At 70.9% G+C, this 17,268-nt stretch carries 15 protein-coding genes; 7 read left to right on the top strand and 8 right to left on the bottom strand.

The window, feature by feature from the left end:
* The first annotated feature begins 77 nt into the window (after window positions 1-77).
* Both BM041_RS07300 and BM041_RS07295 read left to right on the top strand, forming a co-directional pair.
* Window positions 78-1,337, top strand: coding sequence for a D-amino acid dehydrogenase (locus BM041_RS07300; protein WP_092957886.1), 1,260 nt, complete (start codon window positions 78-80; stop codon window positions 1,335-1,337).
* Window positions 1,338-1,447: 110 nt separating this feature from the next.
* Window positions 1,448-3,292, top strand: coding sequence for a cation:proton antiporter domain-containing protein (locus tag BM041_RS07295; protein WP_092957883.1), 1,845 nt, complete (start codon window positions 1,448-1,450; stop codon window positions 3,290-3,292).
* Here BM041_RS07295 and BM041_RS07290 read toward each other — a convergent pair.
* From BM041_RS07290 to iolG, 7 genes are all read right to left on the bottom strand, one after another.
* On the bottom strand, window positions 3,274-3,879 hold the full coding sequence (locus BM041_RS07290) for a 2-hydroxychromene-2-carboxylate isomerase (protein ID WP_092957881.1): 606 nt from the start codon (window positions 3,877-3,879) through the stop codon (window positions 3,274-3,276). The genes BM041_RS07295 and BM041_RS07290 overlap by 19 nt on opposite strands.
* A gap of 10 nt (window positions 3,880-3,889) precedes the next feature.
* The gene (locus BM041_RS07285; RefSeq protein WP_092957878.1) at window positions 3,890-4,930 is read right to left on the bottom strand and encodes an ABC transporter ATP-binding protein; all 1,041 of its coding nucleotides are present in this window, start codon (window positions 4,928-4,930) and stop codon (window positions 3,890-3,892) included.
* Between the two features lie 5 nt (window positions 4,931-4,935).
* Entirely contained in the window at window positions 4,936-7,107 is a 2,172-nt protein-coding gene (locus BM041_RS07280) for an ABC transporter permease (RefSeq protein ID WP_092957875.1), read from the bottom strand.
* A 10-nt stretch (window positions 7,108-7,117) separates the two neighbouring features.
* Window positions 7,118-8,152 carry an ABC transporter substrate-binding protein gene (locus BM041_RS07275; RefSeq protein ID WP_092957872.1) on the bottom strand — a complete coding sequence of 345 codons (1,035 nt, stop codon included), beginning with the start codon at window positions 8,150-8,152 and terminating at the stop codon, window positions 7,118-7,120.
* An 86-nt stretch (window positions 8,153-8,238) separates the two neighbouring features.
* On the bottom strand, window positions 8,239-9,024 hold the full coding sequence (locus BM041_RS07270; protein WP_092957869.1) for an inositol monophosphatase family protein: 786 nt from the start codon (window positions 9,022-9,024) through the stop codon (window positions 8,239-8,241).
* The gene (locus tag BM041_RS07265; protein ID WP_092957866.1) at window positions 9,021-9,812 is read right to left on the bottom strand and encodes an SDR family oxidoreductase; all 792 of its coding nucleotides are present in this window, start codon (window positions 9,810-9,812) and stop codon (window positions 9,021-9,023) included. The genes BM041_RS07270 and BM041_RS07265 overlap by 4 nt, the downstream gene beginning before the upstream one ends.
* Window positions 9,809-10,798 carry an inositol 2-dehydrogenase gene (iolG, locus tag BM041_RS07260; protein ID WP_092957863.1) on the bottom strand — a complete coding sequence of 330 codons (990 nt, stop codon included), beginning with the start codon at window positions 10,796-10,798 and terminating at the stop codon, window positions 9,809-9,811. The genes BM041_RS07265 and iolG overlap by 4 nt, the downstream gene beginning before the upstream one ends.
* A gap of 110 nt (window positions 10,799-10,908) precedes the next feature.
* Here iolG and iolD point away from each other — a divergent pair, with 110 nt between their 5' ends.
* The 4 genes from iolD to BM041_RS07240 are packed head-to-tail and all read left to right on the top strand — an operon-like array spanning window position 10,909 to window position 15,339.
* A complete protein-coding gene (gene iolD, locus BM041_RS07255) occupies window positions 10,909-12,741 on the top strand; it encodes a 3D-(3,5/4)-trihydroxycyclohexane-1,2-dione acylhydrolase (decyclizing) (protein ID WP_092957859.1) in 1,833 nt (610 codons plus the stop codon).
* Between the two features lies 1 nt (window position 12,742).
* Window positions 12,743-13,627 carry a myo-inosose-2 dehydratase gene (iolE, locus tag BM041_RS07250; protein WP_092957856.1) on the top strand — a complete coding sequence of 295 codons (885 nt, stop codon included), beginning with the start codon at window positions 12,743-12,745 and terminating at the stop codon, window positions 13,625-13,627.
* Window positions 13,624-14,472, top strand: a complete 849-nt coding sequence (locus tag BM041_RS07245; protein ID WP_092957854.1) for a 6-phosphogluconolactonase — start codon at window positions 13,624-13,626, stop codon at window positions 14,470-14,472. The genes iolE and BM041_RS07245 overlap by 4 nt, the downstream gene beginning before the upstream one ends.
* A gap of 15 nt (window positions 14,473-14,487) precedes the next feature.
* Entirely contained in the window at window positions 14,488-15,339 is an 852-nt protein-coding gene (locus BM041_RS07240; protein WP_092957851.1) for a polysaccharide deacetylase family protein, read from the top strand.
* On the opposite strand, the gene BM041_RS07235 is transcribed toward BM041_RS07240, so the two are convergent.
* On the bottom strand, window positions 15,317-16,174 hold the full coding sequence (locus BM041_RS07235) for a LysR substrate-binding domain-containing protein (protein WP_092957848.1): 858 nt from the start codon (window positions 16,172-16,174) through the stop codon (window positions 15,317-15,319). The two genes, BM041_RS07240 and BM041_RS07235, sit on opposite strands and share 23 nt — an antisense overlap.
* Before the next feature lie 122 nt (window positions 16,175-16,296).
* On the opposite strand from BM041_RS07235, the gene BM041_RS07230 reads away from it, so the two are divergent.
* Entirely contained in the window at window positions 16,297-17,268 is a 972-nt protein-coding gene (locus tag BM041_RS07230) for a Bug family tripartite tricarboxylate transporter substrate binding protein (RefSeq protein WP_092957845.1), read from the top strand.

Here is a 17,268-nt window from a genome sequence, read left to right as displayed (position 1 = left end):
GGCATCCTGCGTCGATCGCGCATGAAATTCACCGCTTCTGACCGTATTCTTGACCCGTTCGGAACGGAGCAGCAGCGATGCGCGTGGTGGTCCTCGGCAGTGGTGTGGTGGGCGTGACGAGCGCCTGGTACCTGGCCCGGGCGGGCCACCAGGTGACGGTGCTGGACCGGCAGCCCGCCGCCGGCATGGAAACCAGCTTCGCCAATGCGGGGCAGGTCTCCCCGGGCTATTCCGCCCCCTGGGCGGGCCCCGGCATCCCCATCAAGGCGCTGAAGTGGCTGATGATGCGCCACCGGCCGCTGGTGATGTGGCCGAGCATGGATGGCGGCCTCTATGGCTGGCTGGCGCAGATGCTCGCGAACTGCACGGAAGCCGCCTATGGCCGCAACAAGGCGCGCATGGTGCGGCTGGCCGAGTATTCACGGGACTGCCTCAAGGATCTGCGTGACGACACCGGCATCCAGTACGACCAGCGCACCCGCGGCACGCTGCAGCTGTTCCGCACGCAGAAGCAGCTCGATTCCATCGGCGCCGATATCGAGGTGCTGAAGGGCTTCGGCGTGCGGCATGACGTGCTGGACCAGGCCGGCTGCATCGCCGCCGAGCCCGCGCTGGGCCTGGTGCCCGGCAAGTTCGTGGGCGGGCTGCAACTGCCGGGTGACGAGACGGGCGATGCCCACATCTTCACCCAGCGCCTGGCCGCCCTGGCCGCGGCCGCGGGCGTCGTGTTCCGCCATGGCGTCACGGTGAAGGCGCTGGAGACCGAGGCCGGCCGCGTCACGGGCGTGGTGACGGATACCGGGCGCGTGACCGCCGACCACTACGTCGTCGCCATGGGCAGCTATTCGCCGGCGCTGCTGCGCCCGCTGAAGGTGCATGTGCCGGTCTATCCGGTGAAGGGCTATTCGCTGACGCTGCCGATCACGGATGAGGCCGCGGCGCCGGTCTCCACCGTGATGGATGAGACCTACAAGGTCGCGATCACGCGGCTCGGCGACCGCATCCGCGTCGGTGGCACGGCGGAACTGGCGGGCTTCTCCCTCAAGCTCCGCAAGCCGCGGCGGGAGACGCTGGCCTACAGCGTCGGTGACCTGTTCCCCAGGGGCGGCGACATCGAACGCGCGAGCTTCTGGACGGGCCTGCGCCCGATGACGCCGGACGGCACGCCGGTGGTGGGGCCGACGCGCTACCCGAACCTCTCGCTGAACACGGGCCATGGCACGCTGGGCTGGACCATGGCCTGCGGGTCCGGCCGCCTGCTGGCGGACCTGGTCACGGGGCGCACGCCGGAGATCGCGGCGGATGACCTCGCGCTCGAACGTTACGCCGTCGCCTGAGGGCCTGCCTGCGGCAGGGGGCCTGAGCCACCCGTGATTTTGGGTGGCCGGCCTGTGCCGGTTGCCCTATCGGCTTCGGCACCGACCTTCACTTCGCCGGAGACGAGACCTTGGCACACCACACGCCACTGATTGCGATGATCGCGGCCGGCCTCGGCCTGGCCTTCATCTTCGGCATGGTGGCGCACCGCCTCAAACTCTCGCCGCTGGTGGGTTACCTGCTGGCGGGCGTGGCGGTCGGGCCCTTCACGCCCGGATTCGTGGCGGACCAGGAACTGGCGAACCAGCTCGCCGAGATCGGCGTGATCCTGCTGATGTTCGCCGTCGGTCTTCACTTCTCCTTGAAGGACCTGATGGCGGTGAAGTCGATCGCGCTGCCCGGCGCGGTCGGGCAGATCGCGGTGGCGACGCTGATGGGCATGGCGCTGGCCTGGGCGCTGGGCTGGGGCATCGGCGCGGGGCTGGTCTTCGGCCTCGCCCTGTCCGTCGCCTCCACCGTCGTTCTGGTCCGGGCACTGCAGGAACGGCGGATCATCGATACCGAACGCGGCAAGATCGCGGTCGGCTGGCTGATCGTGGAGGATCTGGCCATGGTCCTGGCGCTGGTGCTGCTGCCCGCGATCGGGCCGGCGCTGCTGCCGGGCGGCGCGGCGATGTCGATGTCCGACCTCGCCTCCACCTTCGCCATCACCATCGCCAAGGTGACGGCCTTCGTCGCGCTGATGCTGGTGGCGGGGCGGCGGCTGATCCCCTGGATCATGCACTATGCCGCCCATACCGGATCGCGGGAGTTGTTCCGCCTGGCCGTCTATGCGGTGGCGCTCGGCGTCGCCTATGGCGCGGCGGTGCTGTTCGGCGTGTCCTTCGCGCTCGGCGCCTTCTTCGCCGGCATGGTGATGGGCGAAAGCCGCCTGTCCCAGCGCGCGGCGGAGGAAGCGCTGCCGCTGCGCGATGCCTTCGCGGTGCTGTTCTTCGTCTCCGTCGGCATGCTGTTCAACCCGGCGGTGCTGGTGGAAAGCCCGATGGCGGTGCTGGCGACGGTGGGCATCATCGTCATCGGCAAATCCGCCGCCGCCTACGCGATCGTCCGCGCCTTCGGCCATCCGGCCGCGACGGCGATGACGATTTCCGTGAGCCTGGCGCAGATCGGCGAATTCTCCTTCATCCTGATGGGGCTCGGCGTCACGCTCGGCCTGGTGGACGGGCATGCGCGGGATTTGGTGCTGGCGGGGGCCATCATCTCCATCCTGCTGAACCCCTTCCTGTTCGCGGCGGTGGAGCGCGGGCGCACCAAGATCCTGACCCGCATCCAGTTCACCAAGGACGCCGCCGCGACCGCCGCCGCCAAGGCCACGCCGGACGCGCCGGAGCCCGCCGCGAAGGCCGCGGCCGAGGCGGTGCGGGAACCCACCCCGGCGACGGTGGCGGAAGCGGTGGTGGAGGGGGCCAGGGACGCCGTGGCGGCCGGAACCTCCGACACCACGGAGCCTGCGGGCGCGCCCGCGGGCGAAGCCGCGGCGCCGGAGGTGACGACGCTGACCGACCATGACGTGGTGGTGGGCTATGGCCGCGTCGGCAGCCTGGTCGGCGCAAGGCTGGTGGCGGCCGGACGCCCCGTGGTGGTGATCGAGGAAGCGGATGAGGCAGTGGCCGCCGCGCGCGCCGATGGGGCGGAGATCGTCGTCGGCAATGCCGCGGACCCGGAAGTGCTGGCGGCGGCCAACATGGCCCAGGCGCGCCGCCTGTTCGTGACGGTGCCGGAGACCTTCGAGGCCGGGCAGGTCGTCGAGCAATCCCGCGCGCTGAACGCGACGCTGGAGATCCTGGCCCGCGCCCATTCGGATGAGGCCGTCGACCACCTCAACGGCCTCGGCGCCAACCTCTCCATCAGCGGGGAGAGGGAGATCGCGCTGCGGATGCTGGAACGCGCCGGGGATCAGCCGCCGGCGAGGTGACGGGCGACGAAATCCAGGCGGTCCTGGCCCCAGAAGATCTCGTCCCCGATCACATAGCTGGGCGCGCCGAAGACGCCGCGCGCCAGCGCCGCCTGGCTCTCCGCGATCCGCATCGCGGCCCAGCCTGGATCGGCGGCGGCGGCCAGCAGGGCAGGGGCATCGAGCCCGCTTTCCGTGATGAGGCGCGGGAGCGTCGCGGGGTCGGCGGGGTTCGCCTCCTCCTCCCACAGCGCGCGCAGGATGCGGTGGGCGAGGGTGACGGCGGCGGCATTGCCGACCGTCTCCCGCGCCGCGATCACGCAATGCGCGGCGAAGACCTCGTCGAAGGGCGAGTGCTTCGGCGCGAGCACGATGGGCGTGCCGAGATGCGCGCGCCAGCGCCGCAATTCCTGCGCGCGATAGGCCTGGCGCTGCGGGCTGCGCTTGGGCAGGGGCAGGCCGCCGGAGGCCGGGAAGATCGTCTCCCGGTAGTCGCAGGGATGCACGCGAAGCGTCGCGCCATGCTGGGCGGCCAGGGCCTCGATCCGCGCGGCGCCCAGATGCGCCCAGGGGCTGTTGAGGCTGATGTAGTAGTCGATGGTGGTCATCGTGGTGCTCTCAAGCTGCCGGTCGCAGCGGGATCACGCGCTGCATCGCGCAGGATACCGCATCGCCGGGCGCGAAGGCGGGGGATGCGGCGGGGGTGACGACGAACAACTCCCCGGCCGGGGTCTGGATCTCGTATTCGCGGGTCTGGCCGAGGAAGGCGGCGCGCTGGATGCGCCCCGGCAGGCCGGGCGATCCCTCGGGCTGGAGGAGGATCGATTCCGGCCGCACGGCGATCTGCGCGGCGCCGGGCGGGTGGGCGCGCATGACGGTGTCGAGCGCGATGCCGCCAAGGGCGATGCGGTTGGGGCCGAGGACCTCCCCCTGGATGACATTCGCCTCCCCCATGAAATCCGCGATGAAGGCGTCGGCGGGGTCTTCGTAGAGCGCGTTCGGCGTGCCCATCTGCGCGATCTTCCCGGCGCGCATGACGCAGACGAGGTCGGAGACGGCCAGGGCCTCCTGCTGGTCATGCGTGACGTAGACGACGGAGAGGTCGAGCTTCTTCTGCAGGTCGCGGATGTCCTCCCGCACCCGGCGGCGGAGGCGCGCATCGAGGTTGGAGAGCGGTTCGTCGAACAACAGGACCTTCGGCCGCAGCACCAGCGCGCGGGCGACGGCGACGCGCTGCTGCTGGCCGCCCGAGAGTTCGGAGGGCAGGCGCTGGCCGAGGCCATCCAGGCCGAGGGTCTTGAGCATGGCCAGCGCCTCGCTCTCCGCGGAGGCCTTGCGGGCGCCGTTGACGAGCAGGCCGTAGGACACGTTCTCCAGCACGTTCATATGCGGGAACAGCGCGTAGGACTGGAACACCATCGCGATCTTGCGTTCCGCCGCGGCAAGGGCGGTGACGTCCTTGCCCTCGATCTCGATCCGCCCGCCGGTCGGCAGTTCGAGGCCGGCGACGAGGCGGAGCGTGGTGGTCTTGCCGCAGCCCGAGGGGCCGAGCAGCGTGACGAGCGCACCGCGGGGCAGGGCGAAGGAGACCTCGTCCACCGCGCGGAAGGCGCCGAAGGCCTTGGTCACGCGGTCGAAGGTGATGGAGACGTCGGACATGTCGGTCAGGCCCCGGCGTGCATGGTGGTTGGCGTGGCCGCGCGACGGCCGATCTGCGCGCGGCCGACCAGTTTCTCGATGCCCAGCACGACGACGAGCATGATGACGATCAGCACGGTGGAATAGGCGATGGCCAGCGCCATCTCCCCGGCCTCCACCCGGCCGACGATGTAGACGGTGGCGAGGTTGTGTTGCGCGGAGACGAGGAAGATCACCGCGGACACCGCCGTCATCGCATGGACGAAGCTGAAGGCCAGCGAGGCGACGATGGCCGGGCGCAGCAGCGGCAGCACCACGCGCCGCAGCGTGGACAGCGCGCCGCCGCCCATGGTGGCGGAAGCCTCGTCCAGCGACTTGTCGATCTGGGCGAGGGCGGCCAGGCCGCCGCGCACGCCGACCGGCAGGTTGCGGAAGACGAAGCAGATGATGAGGATCAGCGCCGTGCCCGTGAGCTCCACCGGCGGCACGTTGAAGGCCATGACGTAGGAAACGCCCACGACCGTGCCGGGGATGGCGAAGGACAGCATGGTCATGAATTCCAGCGTGCCGCGCCCCTTGAAGCTCTGCCGCGCGATCAGCCAGGCGAGGAGGATGCCGAGGCCGGCGGTCAGCGGCGCGGCGATGGCCGCGACCTCGATCGTCGTGAACAGGCTGTCCCAGGCGCTGCCGCGGAAATCGACGCCGTTGTGCCACTCCACCTCGAACCCCGTCAGGAAGTGGCGCCAGGTGAAGGTCATGTCGCCGCGGCCGATGTCGCGCACGAAGCCGCCGACCAGGATGATGCCGTAGACGACGGCGGTGAAGGCCATCCAGGGCCAGACGACGAGGGAGCAGCCGAGCTTCAGGCCCTTGGGCAGCGGCGCCGGCAAGCCGCTGTCGCCCTTGCCCGTCACGGTGGTGTAGCGCCGCTTGCCGAGCCACCACGCCTGGAAGGCGAAGGCGCCGAAGGTCAGCGCCAGCAGCAGAAGCGCGAGCGCTGCGGCGCGGCCGGGATCATGCCGCGCGCCGGCGATGGCGAAGAAGATGCGGGTGGAGAGCACGTCGAAATCCCCGCCGAGGACCAGCGGGTTGCCGAAATCGGCCAGGCTTTCGACGAAGCCGAGCAGGAAGGCGGCCGCCAGCGCCGGCTTCAGCAGCGGCCAGGTGACGCTGCGGAACACCTTGAAGCGGCGCGCGCCCATGGTGCTGGCGGCTTCCTCCAGGCTCGGCGAAATCGCGCGCAGCGCGCCGTCCAGCAGCATGAAGGCGACCGGCGCCTGGGCCAGGACCTGCGCCAGCAGCACGCCGGGCAGGCCGTAGATCCAGCGGCTGCGGGGGATATCGAAATTCTCCCACAGGAAGCCGGTCACGATCCCGGTGCGGCCGAACAGGACGATCAAGGCCAGCGATACGACGAAGGGCGGGGTGATGAGCGGCAGAATCGTCATCGCGCGGAAGGCAACGGCGCCGCGCACATTGCCGCGCACCGCCAGCAGCGCGAAGCCGAGGCCGAGCAGGGTGGAGATCACGCCCGTCAGCGTCGCCAGCAGCAGGGTGTTCCACACCACGCCGCAGCCGGCATGGGTGGTGACGCAGGCGAGCGACCAGGCTTCCGGCGCCGTCAGGCGGGCGGCCAGCGCATCGGGGGCGAAGCGGTCGCCCTCATAGATCGCGGCGGACAGGATCGTGACGAGCGGCACGAAGACGAAGAGAATCAGGAGGAATGCGCTGCCGCAGACGAGGAAGCTGACGAAGGCATCCGCGCCGAAGCTGCCGCGCGCGGCGAGGCCCGCGGAGAACAGCGCGACGCCGCCCGCCAGGACCATCAGCGCGCCCCAGCCGAGGGAGGGCTGCGGCGGCGGTGCGCCGAGCAGCGGCGCCAGGCCCTTCCACGCCAGGCCGTTCAGCCCGATGGCGTGGCCCATCAGGAAGATCCAGGCGACGATGCCGGCGCCAGCGACCATCATCAGCAGCCCCGGCGCGCGGCCCCGCAGCAGCGCGGGCGCCACGGCGGCCAGCAGCGCCGCCACCGGCCACAGCCACCAGCGGGAGCCATCGAGCAGCAGCGCCAGCAGCGGCGATGCCTCGCCGCGCGGCCAGGCGGCCAACGCCCCATTCTCAAGCCCATGCCAGGGCGCGAGGAGGAGGCCGATCGCGGCGCCGATCAGCGCCGCACGGCCGAGGGTCAACGCGCCCATGGCAAGCGGTTCAGCGGGAGCCGGCGCGGACTTCGCGTTCCCAGCGGGTGATCACGCGCGTGCGCTCCGCCGCCGAACCCCAGCGGGCGAAATCATAGTCGATCAGGCGGATATTCTCGAAGCGCGGGGCCTGGGGCGGGATGGCAGAGTTGCGGTTGGAAGGAAGCTGGTAGGAATTGGCCTGCCCCGCGATGTTCTGCGCCTCCGGCGACAGCGCCCAGTCATAGAAGCGGCGCGCATTATCCAGGTTGCGGGCGCCGCGGATGATGGACATGGAGCCGATCTCGTAGCCCGTGCCCTCGCAGGGGGCGACAATTTCCACCGGCGCGCCGGCGATCTTCTGCGTGACGGCGTCGTGCAGGAAGGTGATGCCGACCAGCGTCTCCCCGGTCGCGGCCGCGCGGGCGGGGGCGGCGCCGGATCGCGTGTACTGGTTCACGTTGCGATGGAGCGCGCGGAGGTAGGTGAAGGCCGGTTCCTCCCCCATCACCTGCAGCAGCGTGGCCAGCATCGTGTAGGCGGTGCCGCTGGTGTTGGGGTCGGCCACCTGGATCTCGCCGCGGAATTCCGGCTTCGCCAGATCCGCCCAGCAGCGCGGGGCCGCGATGCGGCGGCGGTTCAGTTCCGTCACGTTGTAGGAATAGCCGAGCGCGCCCGCATAGATGCCGACGGTGCGGAACTGCGTCTGCTCCGCCTGGCGCACCGCCCAGTCATGGAGTTCCGACAGGCGGGGGGAGCGGTATTCGAGGGTGAGGTTCTCCTCCGCCGCCTGCATATGCGGGTCGCCCGTGCCGCCCCACCAGATGTCGCCGCGGGGGTTGGTCGCCTCCGCGCGGATCTGCGTCATCGTCTCGCCGCTCGACCGCCGGGTCATGGCGACGCGCACGCCCGTCGCACGCTCGAAGGCCTGCATCATCGGGCGGCACCATTCCTCCTGCACCGAGCAGTAGACGACCAGATTGCCCTGGGCCTGCGCGGCGGCGGGCAGGAAGGCGGTGCCACCGAGCAGGAGGCCGGTGGCGAGAAGACGGCGGGTGAACGACATGGACGGGAAACCTCCTTGATCCGGCCGGCCTTATCGGGCCGATCCGCGATGATGATGAAACAGATAAGGCCGCGCGCCGGGTGGGCTCAAGGCCCGAGCAGCGGCGCCAGGATCGGCCCCAGCGCCGGGGCGCCGATGCCGACGGGATTGCCGCTGGAAAGCCAGTCCCCGCTGTCGAACTCGTTCACCCAGGCGCCGGCCTCCCGCGCGATGGCGACGGCGGCGCAGGCATCCCAGGAATTGATGTGCTGCTCGATATAGCCCTCAAGCCGGCCGTTGGCGGCCTCCACCAGCCCCAGCGTGCCGGAGCCGCCGACGCGCAAGCCGGCGCCCATGCCCATGATGGATTGGGACAGTTGGTGGAAGGCGGCGAGGGGACGGCGCATGGACCAGCCGACCTCGATGGTGGCGCGGGCCATGCTGTCGACGGCGGATGCCTTGATAGGCACGCCGTTGAGCGTGGCGCCGCAGCCTTTCGCGCCGGCGAAGACCTCCGACGGCACGTAGCGGGCGACGGCGCCGACCACCGCCTTGCCATCCAGCGCCATGCCGATGGAGACACACCAGCGATCCCCGTTGCGGGAGAAGTTGGAGGTGCCGTCGATGGGATCGATGATCCAGAGCGGGCCGTCCACGGCACCGAGGCCGCCGCCCATCTCCTCGCCCAGCACGGCCTCGCCCGGGAAGATGGTGGCGAGGCGATCGCGGATGAAGCGTTCGGTGGCGCCATCCGCTTCCGTCAGGAAATCCTGTGCGCCCTTGAAGCTGGCCGCCCCCATGCCGCGGGCGCGCATGAGGAAGGCGCCCTGGGCGGCATCCCGCGCGATGGCGGCAGCCGCGTCGCGCCGCAGTGCCAAATCCCGCGTGTTCACTCGTAGGCCCCCATGACGTTCTGGTCGAAATCGATCAGCGATCCCGTGACGATGCCGGAGGCATCCGAGAGCAGGTAGGTGGCGAGCCCCGCCACATCCGGCGCGCTGACCAGCCGCCCGAAGGGCTGCGCGGGCGCGGCGCGGTCCAGCCAGTCCGGCGGGTTACCATCCTTCTGCTGGATGACGTGCTCGCCCGGCGTGTCGGCCCAGCCGAGATTGATGCCGTTGACCCGGATGCGGTGGGGACGGAGGCCGAGCGCCGTGTTCTTCGTCAGCACCGCCAGCGCGCCCTTGGAGGATGAGTAGCCCGTGAGGAAGGGCTGCCCGCCATGGGAGGACATGGTGATGACGTTGACGATGGTGCCGCTCCGCTTCTCCGCCACCAGGCGCCGTGCCACGGCCTGCGTGAGGATGAAGGGTGCGCGGGCGTTGATGGCGAACAGCCTGTCCCACAGCGCGATGTCGGTGCCGAGGATGGTGCCGCGATCCGTCAGCCCCGCGGCGTTGACCAGCCCATCCACCAGGCCGAGCGCGGCTTCCGCCTGCGCCACGATCCCCGCGGTGGCGTCCGCATCCGAGAGGTCGGCGGCGACGAAATGCGCCTGCGAGCCCAGCGCGCGCAGCGCCGCGACGACGGATGCGCCGCGCTTGGCGTTGCGGCCGGTGATGCAGACGGCGCGGGCGCCGGCCTCGGCGGCGGCCAGGGCGCAGGCTTCGCCAATTCCCTGCGTGCCGCCGGTGACGAGCAGGCAGCGGCCGGCCAGCGAGACCTTCGGCAGGACGCTCATCCGATCGTCACCGGGCGGCCCTCGGTCAGGGACCGGTAGGCGGCATCGGCCAGCACCAGCGCCTGCCGGCCATCCTCCGCGCCGACGGGCATGGGCGTGCCCTTCTCGACCGCGTCGAGGAAGGCGGCGAGTTCGATGCGGTAGGCATCGGCGTAGCGTTCCAGGAAGAAGTGCAGCGGCAGGTCGGTGGAAACGGTCTTGCCATCGGCCTGCTCCACCGTGGTGCCCACGCGGTTGCCGGCGATCAGGCGCCCGGCGCTGCCATGCACCTCCACGCGCTGGTCGTAGCCATAGGCGGCGCGGCGGCTGTTGTTGATATGCGCCATGCGGCCGGAGGCGGTCTTGAGGATGATCATGGCGCTGTCGATGTCGCCGGCCTCGCCGATCGCCTTGTCCACCAGCACGCTGCCGGTGGCGAAGACCTCGGTGGGTTCCTCGCCCAGCATCCAGCGGGCCATGTCGAAGTCGTGGATCGTCATGTCCCGGAACAGCCCGCCGGAGACCTTGATGTAGGAAACGGGCGGCGGGCCCGGGTCGCGGCTGGTGATGACCACCTGTTCGACAGAACCCACGGCCCCCGCCTGGATGCGGCGGTGAAGCTCGAAAAAATTGGGGTCGAAGCGGCGGTTGAAGCCGACCAGCATGGGCACGCCGGCCTTGGCGACGGCGGCAAGGCAGGCATCGACGCGGGGCAGGGACAGGTCGATCGGCTTCTCGCAGAAGATCGCCTTGCCGGCCTCCGCGGCGGCGATCACCAGGTCGGCATGGGTGTCGGTGGAACTGGCGATGATGACGGCGCCGACCGCCGGGTCCGCCAGGGCGGTCGCGGTGTCGCTGACCGTGGCGCCATGCTTCGCGGCCAGGGCGGCGGCGGAGGGGGCGTGGACGTCAACGACATGGCGCAGCGCGGCCCGGCCGCTGGCGGCCAGGTTGGCGGCATGGATGGCGCCGATGCGCCCGGCCCCGAATTGTGCGAATTGCAGCATGGCGTTCGTCGCTATCCCCTCGGCGCCCCCGGCTTGTGGGGGCTGTCATCAATCCGTAACACTGGCCCGGCCGTCAACTCGGCTGCGCCGAAATGTCCAGGACCAGTCCCATGGCCACCATACGCCTGACCGCCGCCGAGGCCACGGTGCGCTTCCTTGCCGCCCAGATGACCGAGCTGGAAGGCCGCACGCTGCCCCTGTTCGGGGGGGTCTTCGCCATCTTCGGGCATGGCAATGTCGCGGGACTCGGCCCGGCGCTGGAGGCGAACCGCAAGGCCCTGCCGACCTTCCGGGCGCATAACGAACAGGCCATGGCCCATGCCGCCATCGCCTTCGCCAAGGCCCATGCGCGCCGCCGGATGATGGCCTGCACGACCTCCATCGGGCCGGGGGCGACCAACATGGTGACGGCGGCGGCGCTGGCGCATGTGAACCGGCTGCCGGTGCTGCTGCTGCCGGGGGATGTCTTCGCGAATCGGCGGCCCGACCCGGTGCTGCAACAGGTCGAATCCTTCGAGGATGGGACCGTCTCGGCCAATGACTGTTTCCGCCCCGTCTCCCGCTACTTCGACCGGATCATGCGGCCTGAACAGCTGCTGGCGGCGCTGCCGGCGGCGATGCGGGTGCTGACGGACCCGGTGGAATGCGGGCCCGTGACCCTGGCCTTCCCGCAGGATGTGCAGGCGGAGGCCTTCGACTGGCCGACCGATTTCTTCCGCAAGCGCATCCACCGCCCCCGCGCGCCGGAACCCGATGCACGGGAACTGGCGGCGGCGGCGGAGGCCCTGAAGGCCGCGAAGCGCCCCCTGATCCTGGCCGGCGGCGGCGTGAAATACGGGGGCGCGGAGGCTGCGCTGGCCGATTTCGCCCATCGCCATGGTGTGCCGGTGGCGGAGACGCAGGCGGGGAAGGGGAGCCTGTCCTGGGACCATCCGCGCAATGCCGGCGCCATCGGCGTGACGGGCAGCGCGGCGGCGAATGCGCTGGCGGCCAAGGCCGATCTGGTGCTGGCCGTCGGCACGCGGTTGCAGGATTTCACCAGCGGCTCCCGCGCGCTGTTCGGGGGCGCGAGGCTGCTCGGGCTGAATGTCGCTGCCTTCGATGCCGTCAAGCATGACGGGCAGCCGCTGGTCGCCGATGCCGCGCGGGGCCTGGTGGCGCTGAGCGGCGCGCTCGGCCGCTGGGCGGCGCCGCGGGAGTGGCAGGAGAAGGCCGTGACCGCGACCGCGCGCTGGCACCGCACGGTGGAGAAGGTGACGGCCGCGCCGAAGCCGAAGGACGCCGCACTGCCCAGCGATGCGCAGGTGCTGGGCGCGGTGAACCGCGCGATGCCGGCGGATGGCGTCGTCGTCTGCGCGGCCGGCGGGCTGCCGGGCGAACTCCACAAGCTGTGGCGCGCGACGGATGCCGCCAGCTACCACCTGGAATACGGCTATTCCTGCATGGGGTACGAGATCGCCGGCGGGCTCGGCGTGAAGATGGCGCTGCCGAAGCGGGAAGTCGTGGTCCTGGTCGGCGACGGCAGCTACCTCATGATGAACAGTGAGATCGCGACCTCCGTCATGCTGGGCGCGAAGCTGACGATCGTGGTGCTGGACAACCGCGGCTTCGGCTGCATCAACCGGTTGCAGCGCGGCACGGGCGGCGCGCCCTTCAACAACCTGCTGCCGGATGCCGCGCCGCAGGTGGATTTCGCGGCCCATGCGAAGGCCATGGGGGCGATCGCCACGAAGGTGGACGGCATCGCCGGGCTGGAAGCGGCGCTGCCGAAGGCGCTGGCGGCGAAGCGCACCAGCGTCATCGTCATCGATACCGACCCGCAAATCAGCACCGCGGAAGGCGGCGCCTGGTGGGATGTGCCCGTGGCCGCCGCGCCGCGTGGCGAGACACAGATTGCAGCACGGCGCGCCTATGAGGCCGCGCTGAAGAAGCAGGAACACTGAGATGCGCGTGAAGCTGGCGATCAACCCGCTGACCTGGACCAATGACGACATGCCGGAACTCGGCGCGGAAACGCCGCTCGAGACCTGCCTGGCGGAGGCGAAGCTGGCCGGCTTCGCGGGTGTCGAACTCGGCAACAAGTTCCCCCGCACGGCGTCGGCGCTGAAGCCGATCCTGGAGGCGCATGGTCTCGCGCTCGCCTCGGGCTGGTACGGATCGAACCTGCTGGAACGCGACGTGGATGCGGAGATGGAAGCCGCCGAGCCGCATATCGCGCTGCTCTCGGCACTCGGCTGCACGGCGATGGTGCATTGCGAGGTGACGTCGGCGGTGCATGGCGACAAGGCCAGGCCGGTGGCGGAGCGGCCGGTGCTGACGGAGCGGCAATGGGATGTGCTGCTGCCGCGCCTCGATGAGATGGCGAAGCGCCTTGGCGATCGCGGCCTCGCCATGGCCTATCACCACCACATGGGCACGCTGATCGAAAGCGAGGCCGAGATCGACCGGATGATGGCGGGCACGACGCATGTCGGCCTGCTGCTGGATACCGGGCACCTGACCTTCGCCGGCGGCGATCCCGTGCGGGCGGCGAGGAACCACGCCAAGCGCGTCACGCATTTCCACGCCAAGGACATCCGCGCGGATGTGATGGCGGATGTGAAGAAGCGGAACCTGTCGTTCCTCGACAGCGTGCTGGCCGGCGTCTTCACCGTGCCGGGCGATGGCTGCGTGGATTATGCCGCCGTGCTGCCCCATGTCGCCGCCGCGGGCTATTCGGGCTGGCTGGTGGTGGAGGCGGAGCAGGACCCCGCCATCGCGCACCCGCTGACCTATGCGCGGATGGGCCATGACAACCTGGCGCGCTTCGCGGCCGCCGCCTTCGGGTGACCTCATCGGCGCGGGAGGACTGGCTCGCCACGCCCGGGGAGGCGCTGGGCAGGGGGACCGGGATCGGCTTCTCGGTGGTGGAGGACCGCGCAGCGCTCGTGCAGGAATTCGCCCGGCAGATGCTGGCCGAATTTGCGGAGGCCCGCGCCGCGGGGCGGCAGCGCGTGCTGTTCATCGTGCCGGTGGGGCCGACTGGGCAGTACGAGATCCTGGCCGATTTCTGCATGGCGCAGCGGTTGTCGCTGCGCGGCCTGACGCTGCTCGGCATGGATGAATACCTGGCGCCGGATGGCGACTGGATCGCGGAGGCCGACCCGCTCAGCTTCCGCGGGCATCTGCGCCGCCACCTCGTGGAGCGCATGGATCACGAGCTGGCGCCGCGAATCATCTTCCCGCATCCGCACCGCCTGGCGGAACCGGCGGCGGAGATCGCGGCGCATGGCGGCGTCGATGTCTGCTTCGGGGGCGTCGGCATGTGCGGGCATATCGCCTTCAACGAACCGCCGGAGCCCGGCGAGGTGGTGAGCGTGGAGGCCTTCGCCGCGCGCCCGACCCGCGTGCTGCGCCTGTCGCGGGAGACGCGGACGATCAATGCCGTGACGGCGACGGGCGGCGATATCGCGCTGCTGCCGGACCAGGCGGTGACGGTCGGCATGCGGGAGATCCTGTCGGCGCGGCGCATCCGCCTGTTCCTGCACCGTCCCTGGCAGCGTGGCGTGGTGCGGCGAATGATGCACGGGCCCGTCACCGCCGCCGTGCCGGCCTCCCTCATCCAGCGTCATGGCGATGTGGCGGTGGTGGCGACGCGGGATGTGCTGCCATCCCCGGTGCCGGCGATAGGGTAGGAAGAGGGCTGGGCGATGAAGACCGTGATCCTCCACGCCGATGATGTCGGCATGTGCCATGGCGCGAATGTCGCCTATCTCGACCTGTTCCGGGCGGGTCGGCTGGATAGCGGCAGCGTCATGGTGCCGTGCCCCTGGTTCCCGGAGATCGCGGCGGCGGCACGAGGGGATGCGACGCTCGACCTCGGCGTGCATCTCACGCTGACCAGCGAATGGCCCGCCTATCGCTGGGGGCCGATCTCGACGCGTAGCGCGGCATCCGGGCTGATGGATGCCGATGGCTACTTCCCGCCGAACGTGGCCACGCTGCGCGCGACGGTGCGGCCGGAAGCGGCGCGCGACGAAATGCGGGCGCAGATCGACCGCGCGCTGGCGATGGGCATCGATGCCACGCATCTCGACACGCATATGGGCGCGGCCCTGGCGCCGGAGATCCTGCCCCACACGCTGGCGCTCGCGCTGGAATACCGCCTGCCGCTGCTGCTGCCGCGAGAGATCGGCAGCTACCTCGGCGTGCTGAAGCTGGGTGAGGTGGATCGCGCGCTCTATGCGGAAGCCTTCGCGATGATGACCGCGGCCGGGATGCCGGTGATCGACCGCTTCGCGATGACCCCGAACCGCGCGGTCTCCGCGGAGAGCTATCGTGACATCGTGGTGCCGGCGGAGGCGGGGCTGACCTTCGTCTCCCTCCATCCCAACGCGCCCGGCGATATCGAGGCCATCACGGCAGCCCATCCGCGGCAGAAGCCGGAATGGCGCATCGGCGAGTATGAGCGCTTCGGCGACGGCACGATGGATGCGGTGATCGCGGCGGCGGGCGTGGCGCGCTGCGGGTTCCGGGCGCTCAGGGATCGCTGGCGGGGGTAGGGGGCGCCGCTTCCGCCAGCAGCCAGTCGCGGAAAGCCGCCGCGCGCGGCGTCGGCGTGCCCGGGGGCAGCATCAGCCAGTAATGGTCGCCGGTCGGCGCCTCGGTCCTGGAGAGCCTGACCAGGCGCCGGCGCCGCACCTCCTCCGCCACGAAGGCCGGGGAGCAGATGACGGCGCCCAGCCCCTCCGCCGCCGCCTGGATGGCGAGCGTCGTGCTCTCGAACAGCAGGGGCGCGGCGGGGGGCGGCAGCCCGGCGGCCTGGTGCCACAGCGCCCAGTCGCGCGGGCGCACGCGGCTGCCGAGCAGGCTCATCCCCGCAAGCCCCGCGCGCCTGGAGGCAAAGGGCGCGACCATCACGGGTTGCAGCCGGACCGCCCCATGGGCGGGGGGGCGGTCTGCCGGTGCGGTGCGGATGGCGGCGTCCAGGCCTTCCCGCGCGAAATCCACGGCGGGGTCGGTGCCGGTCATCACCTCCACCTCCTGCCCCGGATGCAGGGCGCGGAAGCGGGGCAGTCGGGGGATCAGCCAGCGCAGCGCCCAGGTCGTATAGGCGCGGATGCGCAGCGGCGTGGCGCCGCGCAGCGCCGCGGTGGCGGTCGCGATGTCCCCGAAGGCCCGGTTCAGCGCGGCGGCGTAGCGCGCCCCTTCCTCCGTCAGGCGCAGCGCATTGGCGCCGCGATGCACCAGCGCCACGCCCAGCAACGCCTCCAATTCCCGGATGCGGCGGCTGATCGCGGGCTGGGTCAGGTTCAGCCGGGCGCCGGCGGCGGTCAGGCTGCCGGTTTCCGCCACCAGGGCGAAGCTGCGCAGGGCGGCGAGGGGCGGAAGGTCCATGACGGCCCAGCATAACCAGGGCTTGGGGTAGGGCAAGGATTGCGCGCTGGCGCCCTCTTCGCCATGCCTGCACACAGCCACCCACCAAGCGGCCGCAGTGCCGCGCCACGGAGGAAACCGCCATGCGTCGCCGCGATGCCCTGAAGCTGCTGCCCGCCGCTCTTCTTCCCATGCCCGCCTATGCCCAGACCTTCCCCAGCCGCCCCATCCGCATGGTCATTCCCTTCACCGCCGGCGGCAGCAATGACGTCGTCGGGCGCATGCTGGCGGATGCCATGGCCGCGCGGCTCGGCCAGCCGGTGGTGGTGGAGAACCGGGGCGGCGCGGGCGGCGTGCTCGGCAATGACGCGGTCGCGAAGGCGCCGCCGGACGGGCACACCATGCTGCTGGCCGGCAGCGGCAGCTTCGTGATTTCGTCCCTCGTGCAGCCGCGCCTGCCCTATGACCCCGTGCGCGATTTCGCGGCGATCGCCTATCTCGGCGCCTCGCCCAACGTCATCTGCGTCCATCCCTCCATCCCGGCGCGGAACCTCAGGGAATTGCAGGCCTTCGGGCGTACCCGCCGCGAACCGCTGCGCTTCGGCACGCCCGGCGTCGGCACCAATGGCCATGCGCTCGGCGCCATGATCGGCGTGGTGCTGGGGATCGAGCTGGAGGCGATCCACTATCGCGGCACCGGCCCCGCGCTGAACGACATCCTCGGCGGGCGGCTCGATATCCTGACGAATGCCTCCGCACCGCTGCAGCCGCATATCGCGGCGAATACGCTCCGCGCGCTGGCCATCGCGGGGCAGTCGCGCAGCGTGGCGCTGCCGGATCTGTCGACCAGCGTGGAACAGGGTTTTCCGGAGCTGGACAGCGCCACCTGGTACGGGCTGCTGACCGCCGCGGGCACGCCGGCCGACCGCATCGCCACGCTGCACGCCGCCGCCAAGGCCAGCATGGAGGAGCCGGAGATCCGCCGCCGCCTGATCGAGGCCGGGGTGGATGAGATCGCGCCCAGCCCGGCGCCCGATCATTTCACGCGGCTGCTGGCCAGTGACCGCGACCGCTGGGCCGGCGTCGTGCGCCGCGCCAACCTTCGAGTCGAATAG

Source organism: Falsiroseomonas stagni DSM 19981 (genome assembly GCF_900114315.1).
In the GTDB taxonomy this organism is placed as follows: domain Bacteria; phylum Pseudomonadota; class Alphaproteobacteria; order Acetobacterales; family Acetobacteraceae; genus Falsiroseomonas; species Falsiroseomonas stagni.
This window is presented reverse-complemented; position numbering and strand designations above follow the sequence as displayed.

Bases quoted from the DNA above. Each gene is read 5' to 3' on its own strand.
- iolG (WP_092957863.1), bottom strand. From the start codon at position 10,798: ATGCTGCAATTCGCACAATTCGGGGCCGGGCGCATCGGCGCCATCCAT.
- BM041_RS07265 (WP_092957866.1), bottom strand. From the start codon at position 9,812: ATGAGCGTCCTGCCGAAGGTCTCGCTGGCCGGCCGCTGCCTGCTCGTC.
- BM041_RS07300 (WP_092957886.1), top strand. From the start codon at position 78: ATGCGCGTGGTGGTCCTCGGCAGTGGTGTGGTGGGCGTGACGAGCGCC.
- BM041_RS07275 (WP_092957872.1), bottom strand. From the start codon at position 8,152: ATGTCGTTCACCCGCCGTCTTCTCGCCACCGGCCTCCTGCTCGGTGGC.
- BM041_RS07280 (WP_092957875.1), bottom strand. From the start codon at position 7,107: ATGGGCGCGTTGACCCTCGGCCGTGCGGCGCTGATCGGCGCCGCGATC.
- BM041_RS07285 (WP_092957878.1), bottom strand. From the start codon at position 4,930: ATGTCCGACGTCTCCATCACCTTCGACCGCGTGACCAAGGCCTTCGGC.
- BM041_RS07230 (WP_092957845.1), top strand. From the start codon at position 16,297: ATGCGTCGCCGCGATGCCCTGAAGCTGCTGCCCGCCGCTCTTCTTCCC.
- BM041_RS07290 (WP_092957881.1), bottom strand. From the start codon at position 3,879: ATGACCACCATCGACTACTACATCAGCCTCAACAGCCCCTGGGCGCAT.
- BM041_RS07240 (WP_092957851.1), top strand. From the start codon at position 14,488: ATGAAGACCGTGATCCTCCACGCCGATGATGTCGGCATGTGCCATGGC.
- iolD (WP_092957859.1), top strand. From the start codon at position 10,909: ATGGCCACCATACGCCTGACCGCCGCCGAGGCCACGGTGCGCTTCCTT.
- iolE (WP_092957856.1), top strand. From the start codon at position 12,743: ATGCGCGTGAAGCTGGCGATCAACCCGCTGACCTGGACCAATGACGAC.
- BM041_RS07235 (WP_092957848.1), bottom strand. From the start codon at position 16,174: ATGGACCTTCCGCCCCTCGCCGCCCTGCGCAGCTTCGCCCTGGTGGCG.